The sequence below is a fragment of the Streptomyces sp. NRRL S-340 genome, from assembly GCF_000720185.1.
Taxonomy (GTDB): Bacteria; Actinomycetota; Actinomycetes; order Streptomycetales; family Streptomycetaceae; genus Streptomyces.
The window spans coordinates 44,802-65,420 of the sequence record NZ_JOIY01000057.1; the positions used below are offsets into that span (position 1 = coordinate 44,802).

General features: G+C 73.9%; 17 protein-coding genes and 1 pseudogene. 12 read left to right on the forward strand and 6 right to left on the reverse strand.

Annotated features, from left to right (window positions below):
* Positions 1-331: 331 nt before the first annotated feature.
* On the forward strand, positions 332-1,957 hold the full coding sequence (locus IG64_RS33165; protein ID WP_037863258.1) for an ABC-F family ATP-binding cassette domain-containing protein: 1,626 nt from the start codon (positions 332-334) through the stop codon (positions 1,955-1,957).
* 355 nt (positions 1,958-2,312) lie between these two features.
* The gene (locus tag IG64_RS33170) at positions 2,313-3,287 is read left to right on the forward strand and encodes an acyl-ACP desaturase (RefSeq protein ID WP_037863168.1); all 975 of its coding nucleotides are present in this window, start codon (positions 2,313-2,315) and stop codon (positions 3,285-3,287) included.
* 140 nt (positions 3,288-3,427) lie between these two features.
* Here IG64_RS33170 and IG64_RS33175 read toward each other — a convergent pair whose 3' ends face one another.
* Positions 3,428-3,673 carry a WhiB family transcriptional regulator gene (locus IG64_RS33175; RefSeq protein ID WP_037863259.1) on the reverse strand — a complete coding sequence of 82 codons (246 nt, stop codon included), beginning with the start codon at positions 3,671-3,673 and terminating at the stop codon, positions 3,428-3,430.
* 202 nt (positions 3,674-3,875) lie between these two features.
* On the opposite strand from IG64_RS33175, the gene IG64_RS33180 reads away from it, so the two are divergent.
* Positions 3,876-4,679, forward strand: a complete 804-nt coding sequence (locus tag IG64_RS33180) for a VOC family protein (protein WP_037863171.1) — start codon at positions 3,876-3,878, stop codon at positions 4,677-4,679.
* Between the two features lie 30 nt (positions 4,680-4,709).
* Here the strand turns inward: IG64_RS33180 and IG64_RS33185 are convergent, their stop codons facing one another.
* Positions 4,710-5,756 (reverse strand): LacI family DNA-binding transcriptional regulator, encoded by a 1,047-nt coding sequence (locus IG64_RS33185; protein WP_037863173.1) that lies wholly within the window; start codon positions 5,754-5,756, stop codon positions 4,710-4,712.
* A 344-nt stretch (positions 5,757-6,100) separates the two neighbouring features.
* Positions 6,101-7,138: a non-homologous end-joining DNA ligase gene (gene ligD / locus IG64_RS33190; RefSeq protein ID WP_037863175.1), complete on the reverse strand. Its 1,038-nt coding sequence runs from the start codon at positions 7,136-7,138 to the stop codon at positions 6,101-6,103.
* Positions 7,139-7,213: 75 nt separating this feature from the next.
* On the opposite strand from ligD, the gene IG64_RS33195 reads away from it, so the two are divergent.
* Entirely contained in the window at positions 7,214-8,284 is a 1,071-nt protein-coding gene (locus IG64_RS33195) for an ATP-dependent DNA ligase (protein ID WP_037863177.1), read from the forward strand.
* A gap of 84 nt (positions 8,285-8,368) precedes the next feature.
* Here IG64_RS33195 and IG64_RS33200 read toward each other — a convergent pair whose 3' ends face one another.
* Positions 8,369-9,559, reverse strand: a complete 1,191-nt coding sequence (locus tag IG64_RS33200; RefSeq protein ID WP_037863181.1) for a zinc-dependent alcohol dehydrogenase — start codon at positions 9,557-9,559, stop codon at positions 8,369-8,371.
* Between the two features lie 110 nt (positions 9,560-9,669).
* Complete coding sequence (locus IG64_RS33205; protein ID WP_037863184.1) at positions 9,670-10,134, reverse strand: MarR family winged helix-turn-helix transcriptional regulator; 465 nt, start codon at positions 10,132-10,134, stop codon at positions 9,670-9,672.
* A gap of 358 nt (positions 10,135-10,492) precedes the next feature.
* Here IG64_RS33205 and IG64_RS33210 point away from each other — a divergent pair, with 358 nt between their 5' ends.
* The 7 genes and pseudogenes from IG64_RS33210 (at position 10,493) to pcaD (ending at position 16,293) form a co-directional block, all read left to right on the forward strand.
* Positions 10,493-11,275, forward strand: a complete 783-nt coding sequence (locus tag IG64_RS33210; RefSeq protein ID WP_037863188.1) for a CoA transferase subunit A — start codon at positions 10,493-10,495, stop codon at positions 11,273-11,275.
* Complete coding sequence (locus IG64_RS33215) at positions 11,275-11,919, forward strand: CoA transferase subunit B (RefSeq protein WP_037863190.1); 645 nt, start codon at positions 11,275-11,277, stop codon at positions 11,917-11,919. The genes IG64_RS33210 and IG64_RS33215 overlap by 1 nt, the downstream gene beginning before the upstream one ends.
* Positions 11,916-12,143, forward strand: a pseudogene (locus IG64_RS33220) (3-oxoadipyl-CoA thiolase); the annotation flags it as partial. The gene IG64_RS33215 and the pseudogene IG64_RS33220, both read left to right, overlap by 4 nt.
* 75 nt (positions 12,144-12,218) lie before the next feature.
* On the forward strand, positions 12,219-12,992 hold the full coding sequence (gene pcaH, locus IG64_RS33225) for a protocatechuate 3,4-dioxygenase subunit beta (RefSeq protein ID WP_037863194.1): 774 nt from the start codon (positions 12,219-12,221) through the stop codon (positions 12,990-12,992).
* A 6-nt stretch (positions 12,993-12,998) separates the two neighbouring features.
* Positions 12,999-13,616, forward strand: a complete 618-nt coding sequence (pcaG, locus tag IG64_RS33230; protein WP_037863196.1) for a protocatechuate 3,4-dioxygenase subunit alpha — start codon at positions 12,999-13,001, stop codon at positions 13,614-13,616.
* Positions 13,617-13,726: 110 nt separating this feature from the next.
* Positions 13,727-15,031 carry a 3-carboxy-cis,cis-muconate cycloisomerase gene (gene pcaB, locus IG64_RS33235; RefSeq protein ID WP_037863261.1) on the forward strand — a complete coding sequence of 435 codons (1,305 nt, stop codon included), beginning with the start codon at positions 13,727-13,729 and terminating at the stop codon, positions 15,029-15,031.
* Positions 15,028-16,293 carry a 3-oxoadipate enol-lactonase gene (pcaD, locus tag IG64_RS33240; protein WP_078884367.1) on the forward strand — a complete coding sequence of 422 codons (1,266 nt, stop codon included), beginning with the start codon at positions 15,028-15,030 and terminating at the stop codon, positions 16,291-16,293. The genes pcaB and pcaD overlap by 4 nt, the downstream gene beginning before the upstream one ends.
* Before the next feature lie 201 nt (positions 16,294-16,494).
* Here the strand turns inward: pcaD and IG64_RS33245 are convergent, their stop codons facing one another.
* Positions 16,495-19,173, reverse strand: coding sequence for an ATP-binding protein (locus IG64_RS33245; protein ID WP_037863197.1), 2,679 nt, complete (start codon positions 19,171-19,173; stop codon positions 16,495-16,497).
* Between the two features lie 248 nt (positions 19,174-19,421).
* Between IG64_RS33245 and IG64_RS33250 the strand changes: the two genes are divergently transcribed.
* Positions 19,422-20,597 carry a DUF2510 domain-containing protein gene (locus tag IG64_RS33250; protein ID WP_037863198.1) on the forward strand — a complete coding sequence of 392 codons (1,176 nt, stop codon included), beginning with the start codon at positions 19,422-19,424 and terminating at the stop codon, positions 20,595-20,597.
* Positions 20,598-20,619 lie beyond the last annotated feature (22 nt).

Sequence of the window (20,619 nt, forward strand, 5' to 3'; positions counted from 1 at the left end):
CGGGCATGGGCCGGATGACCTCCTTCACGCGGGGGGCGCGGGGCCCGCCCGGAAAGCCGTTGACAGCCGTACCCGCCACTCCTACGGTGTACGACGTCCCTGTTGCCGCCGATCGGAGAAGGACGTTGCTCGTCTGAGGTCCTGAGACACCGCGTCACACCGCACAGGTGTGTGCGTCGCGTGCGACCTCGGCGTAGAGCCGTCCCGGAGGAAGTCGGCCCAGGGCTTTTCTCATGCCCGGTGGAGCCGGTCCTACACGGTGCCCGTCGTCTCGCGGTGTCCAGACACGCGTGTGCCCCTGCCCACCGCACCGAGCAACCGCGAGGCGCCCATGTCCGCATCCCTCTCCTGCACCTCCCTGTCCTTCGCCTGGCCCGACGGCACCCCGGTCCTCACCGGGCTCGACATCGCCTTCGGCCCGGGCCGCACCGGCCTCGTCGGGGCCAACGGCTCGGGGAAGTCCACCCTGTTGAAACTGATGGCGGGCGAACTGACCCCGTCCGGCGGCGTCGTCCGCACGGCCGGCGAGATCGGTCACCTCCCGCAGAACGTCACCCTGGACACCGCGCTCCGGGTCGACCAGGCCCTCGGCATCGCCCGGCGGCGGGCCGCGCTGCGCGCCATCGAGGCGGGCGACGCGTCCGAGGAGCACTTCGAGACCGTCGGCGACGACTGGGACGTCGAAGAACGCGCCCTGGCCGCCCTCGGTGAACTCGGTCTCGGCCACATCGGTCTGGACCGCACGGTCGGCGAGGTGTCCGGCGGCGAGTCGGTGCTGCTGCGGCTGGCCGCGCTGCTGCTGCGCCGGCCCGACGTGCTGCTGCTGGACGAGCCGACCAACAACCTCGACCTGTACGCGCGCCGGCGGCTGTACGCGGCCGTCTCCGCCTGGCCCGGCACGCTGGTCGTGGTCAGCCACGACCGCGAACTGCTGGAGCTGGTCGACCAGATCGCCGACCTGCGGGCCGGCCAGGTCACCTGGTACGGCGGCAACTTCTCGGCGTACGAGGAGGCCCTCGCCGTCGAACAGGAGGCCGCCGGGCGGATGGTCCGCGTCGCCGAGGCCGACCTGCGCAAGCAGAAGCGCGAACTGGCCGACGCGCACGTCAAACTGTCCCGCCGCAAGCGGTACGGCCAGAAGATGTACGACACCAAGCGCGAACCCCGGGCGGTGATGAAGCAGCGCAGACGCACGGCGCAGGAGTCCGCGGGCAAGCACCGCATCATGCACGAGGAGAAGCTCGCCGAGGCCAGGGAACGGCTCGACGAGGCGGTGGAGGCGGTGCGCGAGGACGACGAGATCCGCGTCGAGCTGCCGTACACGGCGGTCCCGCCGGGCCGTACCGTCCTCACCCTGCGCAACCTTGAACTGGCGTACGGCGCACGGGTGCGCGGCGGACTCGACGTGCACGGCCCGGAGCGCGTCGCGCTGCTCGGCCGCAACGGCGCCGGGAAGACGACGCTGCTGCGCACGGTGGCCGGGGAGCTGGCTCCGGTGTCGGGTGAGGCGGAGGTGCACGTTCCGCTGAGGTTCCTGCCGCAGCGGCTCGACGTCCTCGACGGCGGGCTGAGCATCGCCGAGAACGTGGCCCGTCTCGCGCCGGGCGCCACGGAGAACGTGATCCGGGCCCGTCTGGCCCGCTTCCTGTTCCGGGGCGCCCGGGCCGGCCAGAAGGCGGCGACCCTGTCCGGCGGGGAACGCTTCCGGGCCACGCTGGCCGCGCTCATGCTCGCCGAACCCGCGCCGCAACTGCTGCTGCTCGACGAGCCGACGAACAACCTCGACATGGCGAGCGTGCGCCGGCTGACGGCCGCCCTGGAGTCCTACGAGGGCGCGCTGCTCGTGGCCGGACACGACGTACCGTTCCTGGAGTCCATCGGCATCACCCGGTGGCTGCTGCTGGAGGGCGGAGAGCTGAAGGAGACCACACGGGAGGCGATCGTGGAACTGGCGTAGCGGGCCTGCTCCCTGCGGGGGGGCGGAAGGGTGTGACATGGCTCTCGGTGCCGCTGCGGGAGCGCTGTGGCCGGTCCTGCCGCCGGCCCTCCCTCCGGCGCCGGGACCTGCGCCTTGCGGAGCCTGGCACGACCGGTCGGCTTTGCGGGGCCGGTGACCTGATCAGTGATCTTTACGGCACCCTTAACCTACGGCTTCGTAACCTACGGGTTCGTAGCCTACGATCCCGTAGGTTCAAGCCATCGGACCGGCACCGCTCGCCGGTCCGGTCCGGCGTCCCCCGCCGGTTTCCCGTCTCCCTCAGTTCCGCTGTTCCCGCCGGCCCCGCCCGGCACGTGCGTCCCCTGGAGTAACCTTGACGATCACCTCCCCTCACCTCGGCAGTTCGTCCGCCTGGACCGACGCACGGATGCTGTACGCGCTGGAGGAGGTGGTCGAGAAGGAACTCGACCGGCACCTGCGGGTCGCCAAGGACTGGATGCCGCACGAGTACGTCCCCTGGAGCGACGGCCGCAACTTCCCCGGTCTCTTCGCGGACGGCGAGGCCTGGGACAAGGAACAGTCGAAGGTGACGGAGATCGGCCGGATCGCCCTCGTCGTCAACCTGCTGACCGAGGACAACCTCCCCAGCTACCACCACGAGATCGCCACGCTCTTCGGCCGTGACGGCGCCTGGGGCACCTGGGTGCACCGCTGGACCGCCGAGGAGGGCCGGCACGGCATCGTGATGCGCGACTACCTGCTCGCCTCGCGCGCGGTCGACCCGGACAAGCTGGAGCGGTTCCGGATGGCGCACATGAGCGAGGGCTTCGAGTCCGACAACAGCCACTCGATGCTGCACTCGGTCGCCTACGTCGCCTTCCAGGAACTGGCCACCCGCATCTCGCACCGCAACACCGGCCACCAGTCGGGCGACCCGGTCTGCGACCGCATGCTGGCGCGCATCGCGACCGACGAGAACCTGCACATGATCTTCTACCGCAATCTGCTGAAGGCGGCCTTCGAGATCGCGCCCGACCTCACCATGCAGGCGGTGCGGGACGTCGTGGTCAATTTCCGCATGCCGGGCCACGGCATCCCCGGCTTCGAGCGGGCCGCCGCCCAGATGGCCATCGGCGAGGTCTACAACCTGCGCATCCACCACGACGACGTGCTCCAGCCGGTGCTGCGCTTCCTGAAGATCATGGAGATCGACGGGCTGGGCCCCGAGGGCCGGCAGGCGCAGGAGGAGCTGGGCATGTTCATGGGCGGACTGGACGCCGAGGCCACGACGTTCGACGAGCGGCTGGCGGCGCGCAAGGCGCGGATGGCGGCGCGAGCGAGCGCCTGACCGGTCACGGCGGACGAAGGCCGATCGCCGGCGGGCAGGAAGCTGCGGCGTCGGCGGACGGGAACCGATCGCCGGCGGACAGGTCCAGGTCACCGGCGGAACGGTCCGGGGACGGCAGAAGCTGCGCGGTGGCCCGCTCGCTAGCGGGCCGCTCGCCGCAGGTTCTGCCGTTCCTTCTCGGACAGGCCGCCCCAGACGCCGAAGCGTTCGTCGTTGGCCAGCGCGTACTCCAGGCAGGCCGGGCGCATCTCGCACAGGGCGCAGATGCGCTTCGCCTCGCGCACGGAACTGCCCGGCTCGGGGAAGAAGAAGTCACCCCCGGTCTGTGCGCACAGGGCCTGGGCCTGCCAGGCGGGGGCGTCCGGGGTGATCGTCTCGATGTGCATGAGCCAGATCGTGCCGGGCGGCGAAAAACGTTCGATCAACGCGGGATCAACACCGCGTCCGGGAGCCCTCCCCCGGATGATCCGCCGGGGGCGGCCCGTGCGCACGGCGGCGCGCGGAGCCGGAGCCTTCCGGCAGCGATCGCCGGTGGGCGGTGCGAGACTCGGCAGAGCAGGCCACGAGTCCCTTCGAAGGAGGGCGACGATGCTCACCACCCGTTTCGTGGACGGCGCTCCGAACTGGATCGATGTCGCCACCCCCGACATCGACGGTGCTCGTTCCTTCTACGCCGGGCTCTTCGGCTGGGACTTCCGCTCCGCGGGCCCCGACGCCGGCGGCTACGGCTTCTTCCAGCTCGACGGCAGGGCCGTGGCCGGCGGCATGCAGGTGACGGCGGAGCAGGCTCCGCCGGCGTGGACGGTGTACTTCCGGTGCGGCGACGCACAGGCCGTCGCGAAGGCCGCCGAGGAGGCGCACGGCAGAGTGCTGGCCGGGCCGGTGGACGTGATGGACCAGGGGCGCGTGGCGCTCCTCGCCGACCGGGCGGGGGTGCCCTTCGGCCTCTGGCAGCCGGGGCACCGCAAGGGCCTGGACGCCGCCGGTGAGCCGGGCTCGCTGTGCTGGGTCGAGCTGTACACGCCGGACCTCGCGGCGGCGGCCGCGTTCTACCACCGGATGCTCGGGCTGGAGACCTCGGCGGTCTCGTTCCCCGGTGGCTCCTACACCTGCGTCAATCCCGCGGCCGGCGGGGAGGACGCCATGTTCGGCGGCATCGTCCCGCTGGGCGACGACCCGGTCGAGGCGGCTGCGGGGGCGGCCGGGGCCCACTGGCTGCCGTACTTCGCCGTCGCGGACGCGGACGCCGTCGTCGACCGGGCACGCGACCTGGGCGGTACGGTCCGCATGGCGGCCACCGACATCCCCGGCGTCGGCCGCGTGGCCCGGCTCGCCGACCCGCACGGCGCCCGCTTCGCGGTGCTCAGGCCGGCGCCGCGGCAGCAGGCCTGAGCGAGCACCGGGGCCGCACGGTGCGCGGGGTCATGCCGAGGCCCGGCGGATCAAGACGGTGGGCAGGACGATGCCGCGCCGGTCGTCCTCCGTCCGTCGGCCGGGGCCCGCGGGACGTGAGGCGTGCCGGTCGCCAAGCAGGAGGCGGGCCATCAGGCGGCCCATCTCCTCGATGTCCTGACGGACGGTCGTCAGCGGCGGATCGGTCTGCTCGGCGACGGGCAGCATGTCGTCGAACCCGACGACGGCGACGTCCTCGGGCACCCGCAGTCCGCGTTCGCGCAGGACGCGCAGGGCGCCCGCGGCACTGAGGTCGTTGGCGGCGAACACGGCGTCCAGGCCGGGCAGCCGGTCGAGGAGTTCACGCATGGCGCGCTCGCCCCCGGCGGGCGTGAAGTCGCTCACCGCGACCAGCCCCGGGTCGTCGTCGCCCATGACGTCGCAAAAGCCTTCGAGCCGGTCCGCCGCCGAGGTCTGGTCCAGCGGCCCGGAGATGTGGGCGATCCGCCTGCGGCCGAGTCCGGCCAGGTGCCGTACGGCCGTCCGGGCACCGCCCCTGTTGTCGCTGTCGACGTACACCGCCTCCCGAGTGCCGTCGCTCCAGCCGGGCCGGCCGCCGAACACGGTCGGCACGCCGGCGCGCTGGATCAGGCCGGGCAGCGGGTCGTCGAGGTGGAGCGAGAAGACCAGCGCGCCGTCGACGTGACCGCCGGCGAGGTAGCGCCCGACCCGGGCGTGGTCCTCGCGGCCTTCCGTGAGCAGCAGCACGAGCTGTGCGTCGTGGGCCGTCAGTTCCTTGCTGATCCCGCGCAGTTGCAGCGCGAAGAAGGGGTCGGCGAAGACGCGTGTCTCCGGTTCGGCGATGACGACGGCGACGGCGTCGTGCCGCTTGGTCACCAGGCTGCGGGCCGCCTGGTTGGGGACGTACCCGAGTTCCTCCACCGCCCGCCGGACCCGCGCGGCGAGCGGCTCGCGCACGCCCTCCCCGCCGTTGACCACCCGGGACACGGTGGCCCGGGACACACCCGCCCGCGCGGCCACGGCCTCCAGCGTCGGACGCGGCGCTGTCTCGCTCACTTCGGGGCTCCTCACAAGCGGCTGCGGCACAGGATAGCCCCGCGTCCGCCACCGGATGAGAGCGCTCTCCCCGCCCTTAGAGCTGCGAACAAAAGTGGGCCCCGGTGGGCGGCGCCCGGCACGCGCCCTCGCCGCGTTGCCGGAAGGCCCTGGTAGCTCCGCTACAAGAACCTTCCGGCGCCTTGCGATCGCACGCACCGGACACCGGGCACGGTCGGACGGCGGTCCGGCTCCGGGTGCACCGCGATCCGGGCGCACTGCACCTCGGACGTCGTCTCCTGCCGCGGCATCCGGATCGAGGAGCCGCAGCACCCCTCGGGACCGAGGGCCCGGCCGTCAGCCGATCAGGTGACGGCCGGGCCCTCCTGCTCCTTGCGTGCCCTGGCCCGGCTCGGCTGCACGCGCTTCGGCTCGCCCGGCATCTTCGGGTACTCGGGCGGGTAGGGCAGGTCGCCGAGGCCGTGGTCGCGTTCGTCCCGGGCGGCGAGGTCCAGCAGCCCCTCCAGCGAGAACGCGTGGTCGTCCATGTCGGCGTGCACGTCCCCGGCCTCGGCGAACCGGGCGGGCATGGTCGTGATGTCGAAGTCGCGGGGCTGGGCGACGCCGACCTCCTCCCAGCGCAGCGGCGCCGAGACGGGGGCGTGCGGGCGGGGGCGCACCGAGTAGGCGGCGGCGATGGTGCGGTCGCGGGCGGTCTGGTTGTAGTCGACGAAGATGCGGGCGCCGCGCTCCTCCTTCCACCACTTGGTGGTCACCTGCTGCGGCATCCGGCGCTCCAGCTCCCGGCCGACCGCGATGGCGGCCCGCCGTACCTGGGTGAACGTCCAGCGGGGCTCGATGGGGACGAAGACGTGCAGGCCGCGTCCGCCGGAGGTCTTGGGCCAGCCGCGCAGGCCGCCGAACTCCTCCAGGACGGCACGCAGTTCACCGGCGGCGCGGACGGCGTCGGCGTAGTCGGTGCCGGGCTGCGGGTCCAGGTCGATGCGCAGTTCGTCGGGGTGCTCGACGTCGTCGCGCCGCACCGGCCAGGGGTGGAAGGTGAGGGTGCCGTACTGGGCCGCCCAGACGACCGCCGCCTGCTCGGTGGGGCACATCTCGTCGGCGCTGCGGCCGCTGGGAAAGGTGATGTGGGCGGTCGGGATCCAGTCGGGCATGCCCTTGGGCGCCCGCTTCTGGAAGAACCACTCGCCGTCGATGCCGTCCGGGTAGCGCTCCAGGGTGGTGGGCCGCTCACGCAGGGCGCGCAGGATGCCCGGGGCGACCGCCTGGTAGTACCGGGCGACGTCCAGCTTGGTGTACCCGTGCTCCGGAAAGAAGACCTTGTCCGGGCTGGACAGCCTGACGGTCCGGCCGGCCACGTCGAGTTCCACCGCATCGCCCATGCGAGCCACGGTAGGCGTCCCCCGCCCACCTCGCACACCGGGCGAAAGGCGCCGCCGGCGCGCAGAATCGCTGGCATGGATCTTCCCGTGATGCCGCCCGTGAAGCCGATGCTCGCCAAGCCGGTGGCGAAGATCCCGCCGGGCATGCAGTACGAGGCGAAGTGGGACGGGTTCCGGGCGATCGTGTTCCGCGACGGCGCCGAGATCGAACTGGGCAGCCGTACGGGCAAGCCGCTGACCAGGTACTTCCCCGAACTGGTGGCGGCGCTCGGGGAGCGGCTGCCCGAAAGGTGCGTGCTGGACGGGGAGATCGTGATCGCCCGGGAGGGACGGCTGGACTTCGACGCGCTGACCGAGCGGATCCACCCGGCCGACTCGCGGGTGCGGACGCTGGCCGAGCGGACCCCGTCCTCGTTCGTCGCCTTCGACCTGCTCGCGCTGGACGGCGAGTCGCTGCTGGACGTGCCGCTGACCGACCGCAGGGCGCTGCTGGTCAGGGCGCTCCAGGGGGTGCGGGCGCCGGTGCACGTGGCGCCCGCGACGACGGACGTCGAGGTGGCGCGGCAGTGGTTCGAGCAGTACGAGGGCGCGGGTCTGGACGGGGTGATCGCCAAGCCCCTGGGACTGCGCTACCTCCAGGACGAGCGGGCCATGTTCAAGATCAAGCACGAGCGGACGGCGGACGTGGTGGTCGCCGGCTACCGCCTGCACAAGAGCGGTCCCGTCGTCGGCTCCCTCCTGCTCGGCCTCTACGACGACCGGGGCACCCTCCAGCACGTCGGGGTGTCGGCGGCCTTCCCGATGAAGCGGCGCGCGGAGCTGATCGAGGAGCTGGCACCGCTGCGGATGGACGACACGGCCGGGCATCCGTGGGCCGCGTGGTCCCAGGAGGCGGCGCACGAGTCGGCCCGGCTGCCGGGCGCGCCGAGCCGCTGGTCGGGCAAGAAGGACCTGTCCTGGGTGCCGCTGCGGCCGGAGCGGGTGGCGGAGGTGGCGTACGACCACATGGAGAACGGGGCGCGGTTCCGGCACACGGCGCGCTTCCGGCGCTGGCGCCCGGACCGCACCCCGAGCAGTTGCACGTACGCCCAGCTGGAGGAGCCCGTCCGCTACGACCTCGCCGAGATCCTGGGCTCCGGGCCGTGAGCCGGGCGGGCCCAGCACGGCAGGGCCCGGAGGGGGCGGGAGGCGTGGCCGGGCGGGGGCCGGAAGGCGTGAGGGCCTCGCGGCTCAGGGGGTCATGAGGACCTTGACCGCGCCGTCCTGCTTGCGCTGGAACATCTCGTAGGCGTGCGGCGCCTCCTTGAGCGGGACCCGGTGGGTGGCGAAGTCGTCGACGCCGAGCGGGTCCTCGTCGGTGAGGTAGGGCAGGATGTCGTCGGTCCAGCGGCGGACGTTGGCCTGGCCCATGCGGATCTGGAGCTGCTTGTCGAACATGGTGAGCAGCGGCAGCGGGTCGGCCGATCCGCCGTAGACGCCCGAGAGGGAGATGGTGCCGCCGCGGCGGACCAGGTCGATCGCGGTGTAGAGGGCGGTGAGCCGGTCCACGCTGAAGCGTTCGGCCAGCGGCCCGCTCAGGGCGCGCGGCATGATCGCGGCGGTCTGCTGGACGAGCCGGGCGACGTGGCTGCCGTGCGCCTCGGTGCCGACCGCGTCGATCACGGCGTCGGGGCCGCGCCCGTCGGTCTCGTCGTGGATCGCGGCGACCAGTTCCTTCTCGCCGTCGAAGTCGCGCAGGTCGTACGTCTGCACCCCGCGGCGCCTGGCGCGGTCCAGGCGTTCGGTGACCAGGTCCACCCCGAACACCCGTCCGGCGCCACGGGCCAGGGCGATCCGGCAGGCCATGTCGCCGATCGGGCCGAGGCCGAGCACGGCGACGGTGCCGCCGCGCGGGACGTCGGCGTAGGCGACCGCCTGCCAGGCGGTGGGCAGCACGTCGGAGAGGTACACGAAGCGGTCGTCGGCCGGGCCCTCGGGCACCTTGATCGGACCGTACTGGGCCTGCGGCACCCGCAGGTACTCGGCCTGGGCGCCCGGGACCGCCCCGTACAGGCGGGTGTAGCCGAACAGCGCGGCGCCCATGTGCTCGCTGGTGACCTGGGTGGTCTCGCACTGGGTCTGCAGACCGGTGGAGCACATGACGCAGTGGCCGCAGGAGATCTGGAACGGGACGACCACCCGGTCGCCGGGCCTGAGATTCGTCACCTCGGGGCCGACCTCCTCGACGATGCCCATCGGTTCGTGGCCGAGGATGTCGCCGGGGGTCATGAACGGGGTGAGCACCTCGTACAGGTGCAGGTCGGAGCCGCACAGCCCGGACGAGGTGATCCGGATGACGGCGTCCGTCGGCTCCTGGATCTTCGGGTCGGGGACGTCGTCCACCCGGACGTCGCGCTTGCCCTGCCAGGTCACTGCCTTCATCGTGTCGCGCCCCTTCCGTCACGCTCCGGTGCCTTGACGGACGGCCGGGTACCCGGGGCCGGACGGGCGAACCCGGACGGGGGGCCTCCGAGGGGCGGGCGCCCCCCGGGTCAGGGGCGTGCGGCAGCCGGTTCCGGCGGGTTGCGCAGGCCCTCGGCCGCGTCCGCGACGCGCCGGATGAGGTCGAAGAACTGGGCCTGCTCCGCCGTGCTGAGCGGGCCCAGGAAGACCTGGTTCATCCGGGCCGTGCGCACGGTGAGCCGTCGGTGGGTGCGTTCCCCCTCGTCGGTCAGGCGGAGCAGGAAGCGGCGGCCGTCCTGCGGGTCGCGGACCTTGTCGAGCAGGCCGCGGCGGCCGAGCCGGGTGATGACCTCGGCGATGGTGGACCGGTCCAGGCCCACCCGCTCCCCCACCGTGCGCTGGTCGAGTCCCGGTTCGGCGACGAGCGCGTTGAGGACCGCGAACTGGGGCGAGGTGATCTCCTCGGAGACCATCGTGTTCCACAGCAGGTAGTGGGCCTGCTGGAGCCGGCGGGCCAGGTGCCCGGGGTGCGTCGTGAGGTCCACCGCGGCCATGTGCGCTCCTCGGGGTAGGTCTGCCGGTGCGGTCCTGCCTGGTCGCGCGTACGTCGCCGCAGCCGCGACGTCGTAGCCGCGTGGCCGTACGCACGACCTCGTACGCACATCTTGGTACACGTCTTCGCGGACACGGCTCGGCAGACCTGTCGCGGCGCCTGCCTTTTTTGTACGTGCACTGAACAGTACCGCTCGCCTGCCCTCAGCCATTCCTGGCACGTCCCCTTTCTCGTCCCGGTCTTGACTGCTCGTCCCGCCGGTGGCAGCGTGAGGGCGCCTTTGCCGATTTACTCAGTGCCCTGACTATCTGGGCTCCGGGCGGGTCGGCGTCGCTCGGCAGAGATGAGGCTTGTTTCCGATGGACAAGGTGGTCGCGACGGCCGTGGAGGCGGTGGCCGACGTGCCGGACGGCGCGTCGCTCGCGGTGGGCGGTTTCGGGCTGAGCGGTGTGCCGAACGTGCTGATCCAGGCGCTGTACGAGCGCGGCGTGGGCGGCCTGTCGGTGGTGTCGAACAACTGCGGGGCGATGGGGTCCGGGCTGGCGGTGCTGCTGGCGGCGGGCCGGATCGCCCGGGTGACCGGCTCCTACATCGGCGCGAACAAGGAGTTCGCCCGGCAGTACCTGGCCGGTGAGCTGGAGGTCGAGCTGATCCCGCAGGGCACGCTGGCCGAGCGGCTGCGCGCGGGCGGGGCCGGGATCCCCGCCTTCTACACGCCGGCCGGGGTGGGCACGCAGGTCGCCGAGGGCGGACTGCCCTGGCGCTACGACGGCCGCGGCGGCGTCGCGGTGGCCTCCGCGCCGAAGGAGGTCCGCGAGTTCGACGGCACCGAGTACGTGCTGGAGCGCGGCATCCGCACCGACTTCGCGCTGGTCCGGGCGGCGCGGGGCGACCGGCACGGGAACCTCGTCTTCAACAGGTCCACCCGCAACTTCAACCCGCCGGCCGCCATGGCCGGCAAGGTGACGATCGCGGAGGTGGAGGAGCTGGTCGAGCCCGGCGCGCTGGACCCGGACGCGGTGCACCTGCCGGGGATCTTCGTGCAGCGCGTGGTCGCGCTGAGCCCTGAGCAGGCCGCCGACAAGAAGATCGAGAACCGGACGGTGTCCGTGCCCGGTGTGCGAGGGACGGTGAGCGCCTGATGGCGTGGACACGTGAGGAGATGGCCGCCCGTGCGGCGCGCGAGCTGCGGGACGGGCAGTACGTCAACCTGGGCATCGGGCTGCCGACGCTGATCCCGAACCACCTGCCGCCGGGCGTGGAGGTGGTCCTGGAGTCGGAGAACGGCATCCTGGGCACCGGCCCCTACCCGGCCGAGGACCAGGTCGATCCGGACCTGATCAACGCGGGCAAGGAGACCGTCACGGTCCTGCCGGGCGCCTCGTTCTTCGACTCGGCGCTGTCCTTCGCGATGATCCGCGGCGGCCACATCGACGTCGCCGTGCTCGGCGCCATGCAGGTCTCGCGGACCGGCGACCTGGCGAACTGGGCCGTCCCGGGCAGGATGGTCACCGGGATCGGCGGGGCGATGGACCTCGTGCACGGTGCCCGCACGGTCGTCGTCGTGATGACGCACACGGCCAAGGACGGTTCCCCGAAGATCGTCCGAGAGTGCACGCTGCCGCTGACCGGCAAGCGCTGCGTGCACCGGATCATCACCGACCTCGGCGTCCTGGACGTCACCGGTGACGGACTCGTGCTCGCGGAGACCGCGCCCGGCGTCAGCGCCGAGGAGGTCGTCCGCAGGACCGACGCCGAACTGACCGTCGCGGAGGGCTGCGAGTGAAGGACGTCCGCCCGGTCGACGCCGCGCGCACCCCGTCCGGCAAGGACGACGGAGCCCTCGCGGGCGCGCGCCCGGACGACCCGGCCGCCCACGCCCTGCGCGCACTCCTCACCCGGACACCCGGCCCGGACCCGGCCCGGATCGACGGCGTCCGTCCCGGCAACGCCGACGGCGCCGGCGAGGAGAACCGCAACGCCGTCCGCGTGGCCGCGCCGCCCGCCGGGGCCCTTCGTCCGGAGCTGTGAGAGTTCCGGACTCCCGTTCCGTCCGGAACTCTCAAGGAAGCGCCAGGTACCCGCATGACCCTCACCCAGCACGACATCGACCAGGAGATCGCGGCCGAACACGCCGCGTACGAGGAGCGGCTCGCCGCCGGCGCACCGGCCGAGCACCATCCGTGCCGCGACTACGCGCCCTACCGCTCCTCGGTGCTGCGCCACCCCCGCCGGCCGCTGGTCGCCATCGACGTCGGCAAGGACCCGGAGCTGGTGGAGCTGACCTCGCCCGCCTTCGGCGAACGGGACGTCACCGAGACCGACAACGACCTCACCCGGCAGCACACCGGGGAGCCGGTCGGGGAACGGATCACCGTGTCGGGCCGGCTCCTCGACCGGGCCGGCCGCCCGGTGCGCGGCCAGCTCGTCGAGATCTGGCAGGCCAACTCCGCGGGCCGCTACGCCCACCGGCGCGAGCAGCACGACGCCCCGCTCGACCCCAACTTCACGGGCGTCGGCCGCACCCTGACCGACGCCGAGGGCCGCTACCACTTCACCACCGTCCAGCCGGGCCCCTACCCGTGGCGCAATCACGTCAACGCCTGGCGGCCCGCGCACATCCACTTCTCCGTCTTCGGCTCGGCCTTCACCCAGCGGCTCGTGACGCAGATGTACTTCCCGAACGACCCGCTCTTCCCCTACGACCCGATCCTGCAGTCCGTGACGGACGACGCCGCCCGGCAGCGGCTGGTCGCCGCCTACGACCACAGCCTGTCGGTACCGGAGTTCTCGCTCGGCTACCACTGGGACATCGTGCTGGACGGCCCGGCCGCCACCTGGCTCGAAGAAGGACGCTGACCTGCCATGACGAAGACCGGCACGAGCGGCCCCGAGGGCGTCGCGCAGGGCCTGCCGCCCACGCCGTCGCAGACCGTGGGACCCTTCTACGGCTATGCCCTGCCCTTCCGCGGCGGCGAGGACATCGCGCCCGCCGGACATCCGGACACGGTCACCGTGCACGGCCACGTGTACGACGGCGAGGGGCGTCCGCTGCCCGACGCGCTGGTGGAGCTGTGGGGGCCGGACCCGGCCGGCGAGCTGCCCGCCGTCGACGGCTCCATGCGGCGCGACGCGGCCTCCGGCGGGTTCCTCGGCCGCAACGGCGTGGAGTTCACCGGCTTCGGACGGATCCAGACCGACGCGGACGGCCACTGGTACGCACGGACCCTGCGGCCGGGCGCGCGCGGGCGAAACGCCCCGTACATCAGTGTGTGCCTGTTCGCGCGCGGCCTGCTGGTCCACCTGTTCACCCGGATCTACCTGCCCGGCGACCGCGCCGCCCTGGCCGCCGATCCGCTGCTCGCCCGGCTGGACGAGGAGCGGCGCGCCACACTGATCGCGGCGCGGGAGGACAGCGGGGCGTACCGTTTCGACATCCGCCTTCAGGGCGAGGGCGAGACGGTCTTCCTGGAGTTCCGGTGACACCACCCGCACCACAGCCCACCGGCCCCGGCACCGGCCACGACACCGGCACCGGCACCGGTCACGACACCAGCACCGGTCACGGCACCGGCACCGATCCGGACTCCGGCCTGCTCGGGCCCGGGTGGGCCGCCTCCGCCGCCGCGTGCGGGACGAGCGACACCGCCTTCCTGCGGGCGCTGCTCGACGCCGAGGCCGCGCTCACCCGGGCACAGGCCTCGCTCGGCCTCGCCCCCGGGGCGGCGGCCGACGCGGTGACCCGGGCCGCGGACCCCGCCCGCTTCGACGTGCGCGCGCTCGCCGAGCGCGCCCGCGGCGGCGGCAACCCCGTGATCCCCCTGGTCGCGGACCTGACCGCAGCGGTGGGCGAGGAGTACGGCGCCTACGTCCACCGGGGCGCGACCAGCCAGGACATCATGGACACGGCGACGATGCTGGTCGCCGCCCGCACCCTCGACGTGGTCCTGGCCGACCTGGCCCGCACCGAAGCGGCGCTGGCCCGGCTGGCCGCCGCCCACCGCGACACCGTCATGCCCGGCCGGACCCTCACCCAGCACGCCGTGCCGACCACCTTCGGACTCAAGGCGGCCGGCTGGCGGTCGCTGGTCCTCGACGCCCGGGACCGTGCCGCCGGCGTCCGCGCCGCGCTGCCCGCCCAACTCGGCGGTGCGGCGGGGACCCTGGCGGCCTTCTCGGCGTACGGTGCCGCCGACCCGACCGCGCTCGCGGCGGCCTACGCCCGCGAACTGGGCCTGCGTGAGCCGCTGCTGCCCTGGCACACCCTGCGCACCCCGGTCGCCGACCTGGCCGGGTGCCTCGCCTTCACGGCGGGCGCGCTGGGGAAGGCGGCGGCGGACGTGCTGGTCCTGTGCCGTACCGAGATCGCGGAGCTGGCGGAGGGCAGCGGGGGCGGCTCCTCCGCCATGCCGCACAAGGCGAACCCCGTACGCGCCACCCTGATCGCGGCCGCCGCCCGCCGCGCCCCGCAGCTCGCGGCCACGCTGTACGCCTCGATGGCGGCCGAGGACGAGCGGCCCGCGGGCGCCTGGCACGCCGAGTGGGAGCCGCTGCGCGACCTGCTGCGGCTGGTCGGCGGCGCGGCCCGCGACGCGGCGGAGCTGACCGGGGGGCTGCGGGTGGACGCGGACGCCATGCGGGCGCACCTCGGCCTGACCCACGGGCTGATCGTCTCCGAGCGGCTGTCGGCCGGGCTGGCCCCGCTGCTCGGCCGGGCCCGCGCCAGGAAACTGCTCACCGAACTGGCCCGCCGGGCCTACGCCGAAGGTCGGGACCTCGGTGAACTCCTCGCCGCCGAACCCGAGTTGCGGGACGCCGACCTGGCCGCGCTCACTGACCCGACCCGCTGCACCGGCTCCGCCGGAGCCCTCACCGACCGTGCTCTGGAGCGACGTTGACACTGCACCACCGTCTCGAAGGCCCCGCCTCGGCCCCCGCCCTGCTGCTCGGTCCGTCCCTGGGGACGTCGTACGCCCTGTGGGACGGGGTCGCGCCGGAGCTGGCCGTCTCGCACCGGGTCGTCCGCTGGGACCTGCCGGGGCACGGCGGCTCGGCGGCGGACCTCGTCGCGGCCGGGGCGACCGTCGGCGACCTCGCCTCTTTGGTGCTGGCGCTCGCGGATTCGCTGGGCGTCGAGCGGTTCGCGTACGCGGGGGTGTCGCTGGGCGGCGCGGTGGGACTCCACCTGGCCGTGCACCGTCCCGAGCGTCTGACGTCGTTGGCGGTGATCTGTTCCTCGGCCCACTTCGGCGGTGCGCGGGCGTGGCGGGAGCGGGCCGAGCGGGTCCGCCGCGAGGGTCTTCGGTGGCTGGTGGAGAGCGCGAACTCCCGCTGGTTCGCGGGTGACTTCACGGTACCGGGGCTGATCCGCGACCACCGGGACGCCGATCCCGCGGCCTACGCCGCGTGTTGCGACGCGCTGGCCGCCTTCGACCTGACCGGCCGGCTGTCCGGGATCACCGTGCCCACGCTGCTGATCGCGGGCCGCCAGGACCCGGCCACGCCGCCCGCGCACCTGCGGGAGATCGCCGACGCGGTGCCCGGCGCGGCCCTGGTGGAGGTGCCGGGCGCCTCGCACCTGGCGCCCGCGCAGTGCCCGCGGGCCGTCCTGACCGCCCTGCGCACCCAGCTCGACGGCCCGGCCCCGCTGGGCATGCGGGTGCGGCGGGCGGTGCTGGGCGACGCCCACGTGGACCGGGCGCAGGACCGGCAGACGCCGTTCACCGCCCGGTTCCAGGACTTCATCTCCCGCTACGCCTGGGGGGAGATCTGGACCGATCCGACGCTGAGCCGGCGTGAGCGCAGCATGATCACCATGACGGCGCTGGTGGCGCACGGCCACTACGACGAGCTGGCGATGCACGTCCGGGCGGCGCGGCGCAACGGCCTGACGCCCGAGGAGATCGGCGCGGTACTGCTGCAGAGTGCCGTGTACTGCGGGGTGCCGGCGGCCAACTCGGCGTTCGCGGTGGCGCAGCGGGTCCTGGCCGAGGAACCCGTCGAGCGGTCGCGCCCCGATCCCGGCGCGCAGCCCGCCGCGCCGGCCGCAGAGGAGTCCGGCGGGCGGCCCGGAGAGCGGTCCGGCGAGAAGCCCGCCCAGACACCCGGAGAGGAGACCGGCGCGCAGCCCGCCCAGCGGTCCGGCGAGGAGACCGCCTAGAGGTCCGGCGTGAAGTCCGGCGCGGAGCGCACCTGGCGGAGCCTGCCGAGCGGTCCGGGCAGGGGTCCGGTGAGGAGCCCGTTCAGTGGTCCGGGCAGGGCCCGGCGAGGAGGCCGTCGGAGGGGGCTCGGGCCGGCCGTGGCCCCGGCGGCGGCGGCCGCCGAAGGGGTGCCGGCCGGTGCGCCGGGTCCGCTCGCCGCGCTACCGCAGCCCGCGTCCCGACTTGAGGACCTCTCGCGCCTGGGCCGCCAGGCCGTCCGCGCCGCACGAACGGGCCAGGGCCAGGCCCTTGTTCAGCTCGGCGACGGAACGCGAGGCGATGCCGTACTCGACGCGGGCGGCGGCGTGCTCGTACTGGCAGGGCGAGGCCTCCAGGTAGGTGACGGCCTGGGCTGCCAGACCGACCGCGCGCTGCCCGGTCTCCAGCGCGGCGGCGCAGCGCAGTGCCTCCCCTATGGCGGTGTCGGTGCCGAACCGCTCGGCCTGGCGCCGGACGTCGGCGGCGAGCCGTGCCGCACGGCCGGGCTCCTCGGTGGCGAGGGCGCGGGCCAGGTCGGCCGCCCAGGGCACCATGACCGGGTTGTGGTGGCCGCGGACCGCCGCCGCCTTCTCGGCGGCCTCCAGTTCGGCCACGCCCTCCTTGGTGCGGCCGGCGGCGAGCAGCAGCCTGCCGCGGACGCTGCGCGGGTCGGGGATCACGATGGTGGCCGGGTAGGGCGGGGCGAACCCGTAGCGCTCGGCGATCTCCCAGGCCTCCTCGACGTGGCCGCGGGCGAGCAGGGTGTCCACGAGGTTGCAGGTGGCGGTCCAGTACAGGGGAAGCCCGCGGCCGACCCGCTCGGCGATGCGCAGCGACTCGCGCAGGGCCGCCTCCGCCTCGCGCAGCCGGCCGCGCCTGCGGTGGCCGAGACCGACGTAGGCGTGGGCGAGCGCGAGGTGGCCGCCGTTCCAGTGGGCGCTCTCGTAGGCCCGCAGGGCTTCGTTGTAGAGGGTTTCGGCGCGGTCCAGGCGGTCGCTGTAGGCGTAGGCGCTGGCGAGCATCAGCAGCAGTTCGATGCCCCACTCGGCGTCGGTCCAGCCGAGGCCGGGTGCGAGGCGGCCGTTGACGAGGGCGCGGTCGCACAGTTCGACGACCTCCTCGGCGTTCTCGCCGCGGGCCATGGCGTCGAAGCCGCGCAGGATCAGCAGGGCCCGCTCGGAGTTGTCCCGCCCGGTGCAGCCGGCGGCGAGTTCGGCTAGCCGTTCGGAGCGGTCGGGGGTGATGGTCTCGCCGGTGTGCAGGCCCTCCCACATGTACTGGACGGCGTGCAGCCGCAGCCGGACGGGGCCCGGGGCGTGGCGGGCGGCCTCCGCCTCGATGGTGCGGACGGCCTCCTCCAGCTGGTTGTTGTGCAGCAGCGCCTGGGAGAGCCGCCAGACCGCGTCCACCCGGATGCCGCCGTCCAGGCCGGGCATGCTCAGCGCCAGCTGGAGGTGGTCGATGGTGGTGGCGGGGGCGGTGAGCAGGGTCGCGCAGCCCAGTTCGTACAGGACGCGGGCGTGCACGTCGGGGGTGGGCGGCTCCAGCAGGGCCCGCTCCAGGCAGCGGCGGGCCGCTTCGGGGGCGCCGACGGCGAGGTGTTCGCGGGCGGCCTGGCGCAGTTGCTCGACGAGTTCCTCGTCGTCGTCCGGGTGGACTTCGAGCAGGTGCCGGGAAGCGGCCGCGGCGCCGAGGCCGCAGTCGGCGACGACCTGGGCGGCGATGCCGTGCATGGCGGTGCGCAGGGCGTCGGGGATGGAGTTGTAGACGGCGGTGGCGATGAGCGGGTGCACGAACTCCAGGTCGCTGTCGCCGCCCCGCGCGCTCGCCGGGTCGGGTTCGGTGAGGATGCGGGCGCCGCGCAGCAGACCGGCGCAGCGCACCGCGTCCTGGTGGTCCATGGTCGCGAGCCGGGCGACGAGGTCGACGGAGATGCCGGTGCCCAGGATGGCGGCGGCCCAGGCGAACCGGGTGGCGTCGATGCCGAGTTCTTCGAGGCGGGCGACGAGTCCGCCGCCGCGGGCGGTGCGGTTCAGCTCGCGCAGTTCCCCGGCGTGCGCCTCGACGGGTTCCAGTTCGCTGTCGCGCACCTTGGCGAGGAGTTCGACGGTGTCGTAGGGGTTGCCGCCGGTGACCGCCCACACCTCGCGGCAGAAGGGGGCGTCGGCGTGCGTGCCGAGGGTGGTGCGGGTGAGGTGGGCGGTGGCGTCGGGGGACAGGGAGCTGAGGGTGTGGACGCCCGCGGCGGCGGCGACGGTCTCCAGCAGGCGGGCGCCGTCCCCGCTGACCTCGCCGGGGCGGCGGGTCACCACGAGGAGGACGGACAGCTCGTCGAGGCGTTCGGCGAAGGCGGCGAGCCAGCGCAGGCTCTCCTCGTCGGCCCAGTGGGCGTCGTCGACCAGGAGCACGAGCGGCCAGTCGCGGGAGGCCAGCCGGCTCACCGCGTCGACCAGGCCCTCGCACACGCTGCGCGGGTCGGCCTGCCCCTCGCCGGGCTCCGCTATGCCGAGGGCCGGTCCCGCGATGCCGTACCACTCGCCGAGGTACTCGCGGGCCTCTTCGGGCATCAGCGACAGCAGCGCGGGCTGCAGCAGTTGCCGTACCACGTTGAACGGGACGGAGCGCAGGATCTCGCCGCCGCGCGCCGACCACACCGTGCAGCCGCGCTCCTCGGCGATGCGGCGGGTCTCGGCCAGCAGGGCCGTCTTGCCGAGTCCGGCCTCGCCCTGCAGGACCAGCAGTCCGCCGCAGGACGCGCGGTCGGCGCGCAGGTCCTCCACCGCGCGCAGGATGGTGGTGACTTCCTCGTCGCGCTCCCACAGGGAGGCCGAGGCGGCCGCTTTCGGCCGTCCCTCCGTCATCCCGCTACCTCCCCAAGTCGCCCGAACGACGTACGGGTGCCGAGCCTAGCCGCCGGGCCGCCCGGACGGAGCCCGGACCGGGCAGCTCTTCCCGTGACGGGTGACGTGCGGTGCGGCCGGGCGACGGGGCGCTCCCGCCACCTGCGGGGGGAAAGCACGACATGTCAACAGACGTTCCGGGCAAGGGTGGTGGCGGTGATGCAGAGCCCTCTCATACCGCTTTCACGGACGCCTCATACGGTGGGGGCATGACGCAGGTGACTCCTCCCGGGTGGTACCCCGACCCCGGGCAGACAAGTGACGGTCCCGCCACCGAGCGCTGGTGGGACGGCAAGACGTGGACGGACCGGACGCGCCCCGCCGGGTCGGCCGCCGCATGGGGTCCGCCGGCGCAGCCCCCGGCCCAGGCGGCGTACCCGGCACCGCAGGGTGATCCGCAGGCTGCGATACCCCTGGGACAGCACGGACAGCACGGACAGCACGAACAGCCGGGACAGTCCGGACAGCCCGGCCCTCCCGGGTATCCGGGCCATACGGCGTACCCGGGGTACCCGGGCTACCCGGGGCAGCCGCCGGCCCGTCCGCGCCGCGGGCTGCGCACGGGCATCGCCGTCGCGGTGACCGCCGCGGTGCTGGCGAGCATCGGGGTGGGCGTGTACGCGCTGAGCAAGGACGACGGCGGGGGCCGCGACCGCGCGGGGTCCTGGCAGGACCGGGGCCGGCAGGGCGGGCCCGGCGACCGGGAGGGCTCCGGCGGCCGGGGCGGTCCGTTCGGCGCGCCGGGCGGGAGCGGCGGCTCGGACGGGTCCGGCGGTCCGGACGGCCCCGGCGGGTCGGGAGGTTCCGGGGGGTCGGGAGGTTCCGGGGGCACCGGCGGGTCCGAGGCGCCGAAGATCAGGAGCGGTTCGGTGCCCGATCCGGCCAACGGCATCAGCCTGCCCGTGCCGGACGGCTGGTACGGGCAGCAGATCGGCGTGGGCGCCCAGATCACCTCCGACGCCGCCTACAAGTGCCCCGGCGACACCTCCAAGTCCTGCACGAAGGGCGGCGCGTACTCGGCGCCCGCGATGGTGCTGGGAACCCGGGGCAGCACCGCCGAGGAGGTCGCCAAGGCCGACATCGCGGCGAACGCCGAGGAGTCCTACGGCGGCAAGACCTACGGCGCGATCACCTCGCACCAGGTCCTCGCCTCCGAGGCGGTCACGGTGGCCGGGCAGAAGGGCTACCTGGTCCGCTGGAAGGCGGTCACCAGCAAGGGCGCCGACGGGCTGGTCGAGTCGCTGGCCTTCCCGTCCCCGGCGAACCCCGGGCGGCTGGTCGTGGTGCGCTTCGGCGTGGACGCCGACCAGCAGCAGTCCGTGCTCGACGAGATCACCCGGGGGATCAAGGTGTCCTCGGGCGGCGGCAGCGGCCAGAACGTCTGACGCGCCGCCGTGGATGTCGGCC

Bases quoted from the DNA above. Each gene is read 5' to 3' on its own strand.
- IG64_RS33210 (WP_037863188.1), top strand. From the start codon at position 10,493: ATGGACAAGGTGGTCGCGACGGCCGTGGAGGCGGTGGCCGACGTGCCG.
- IG64_RS33200 (WP_037863181.1), bottom strand. From the start codon at position 9,559: ATGAAGGCAGTGACCTGGCAGGGCAAGCGCGACGTCCGGGTGGACGAC.
- IG64_RS33205 (WP_037863184.1), bottom strand. From the start codon at position 10,134: ATGGCCGCGGTGGACCTCACGACGCACCCCGGGCACCTGGCCCGCCGG.
- IG64_RS33180 (WP_037863171.1), top strand. From the start codon at position 3,876: ATGCTCACCACCCGTTTCGTGGACGGCGCTCCGAACTGGATCGATGTC.
- pcaH (WP_037863194.1), top strand. From the start codon at position 12,219: ATGACCCTCACCCAGCACGACATCGACCAGGAGATCGCGGCCGAACAC.
- IG64_RS33165 (WP_037863258.1), top strand. From the start codon at position 332: ATGTCCGCATCCCTCTCCTGCACCTCCCTGTCCTTCGCCTGGCCCGAC.
- IG64_RS33245 (WP_037863197.1), bottom strand. From the start codon at position 19,173: ATGACGGAGGGACGGCCGAAAGCGGCCGCCTCGGCCTCCCTGTGGGAG.
- IG64_RS33215 (WP_037863190.1), top strand. From the start codon at position 11,275: ATGGCGTGGACACGTGAGGAGATGGCCGCCCGTGCGGCGCGCGAGCTG.
- pcaG (WP_037863196.1), top strand. From the start codon at position 12,999: ATGACGAAGACCGGCACGAGCGGCCCCGAGGGCGTCGCGCAGGGCCTG.
- IG64_RS33195 (WP_037863177.1), top strand. From the start codon at position 7,214: ATGGATCTTCCCGTGATGCCGCCCGTGAAGCCGATGCTCGCCAAGCCG.
- IG64_RS33250 (WP_037863198.1), top strand. From the start codon at position 19,422: ATGACGCAGGTGACTCCTCCCGGGTGGTACCCCGACCCCGGGCAGACA.
- ligD (WP_037863175.1), bottom strand. From the start codon at position 7,138: ATGGGCGATGCGGTGGAACTCGACGTGGCCGGCCGGACCGTCAGGCTG.
- IG64_RS33175 (WP_037863259.1), bottom strand. From the start codon at position 3,673: ATGCACATCGAGACGATCACCCCGGACGCCCCCGCCTGGCAGGCCCAG.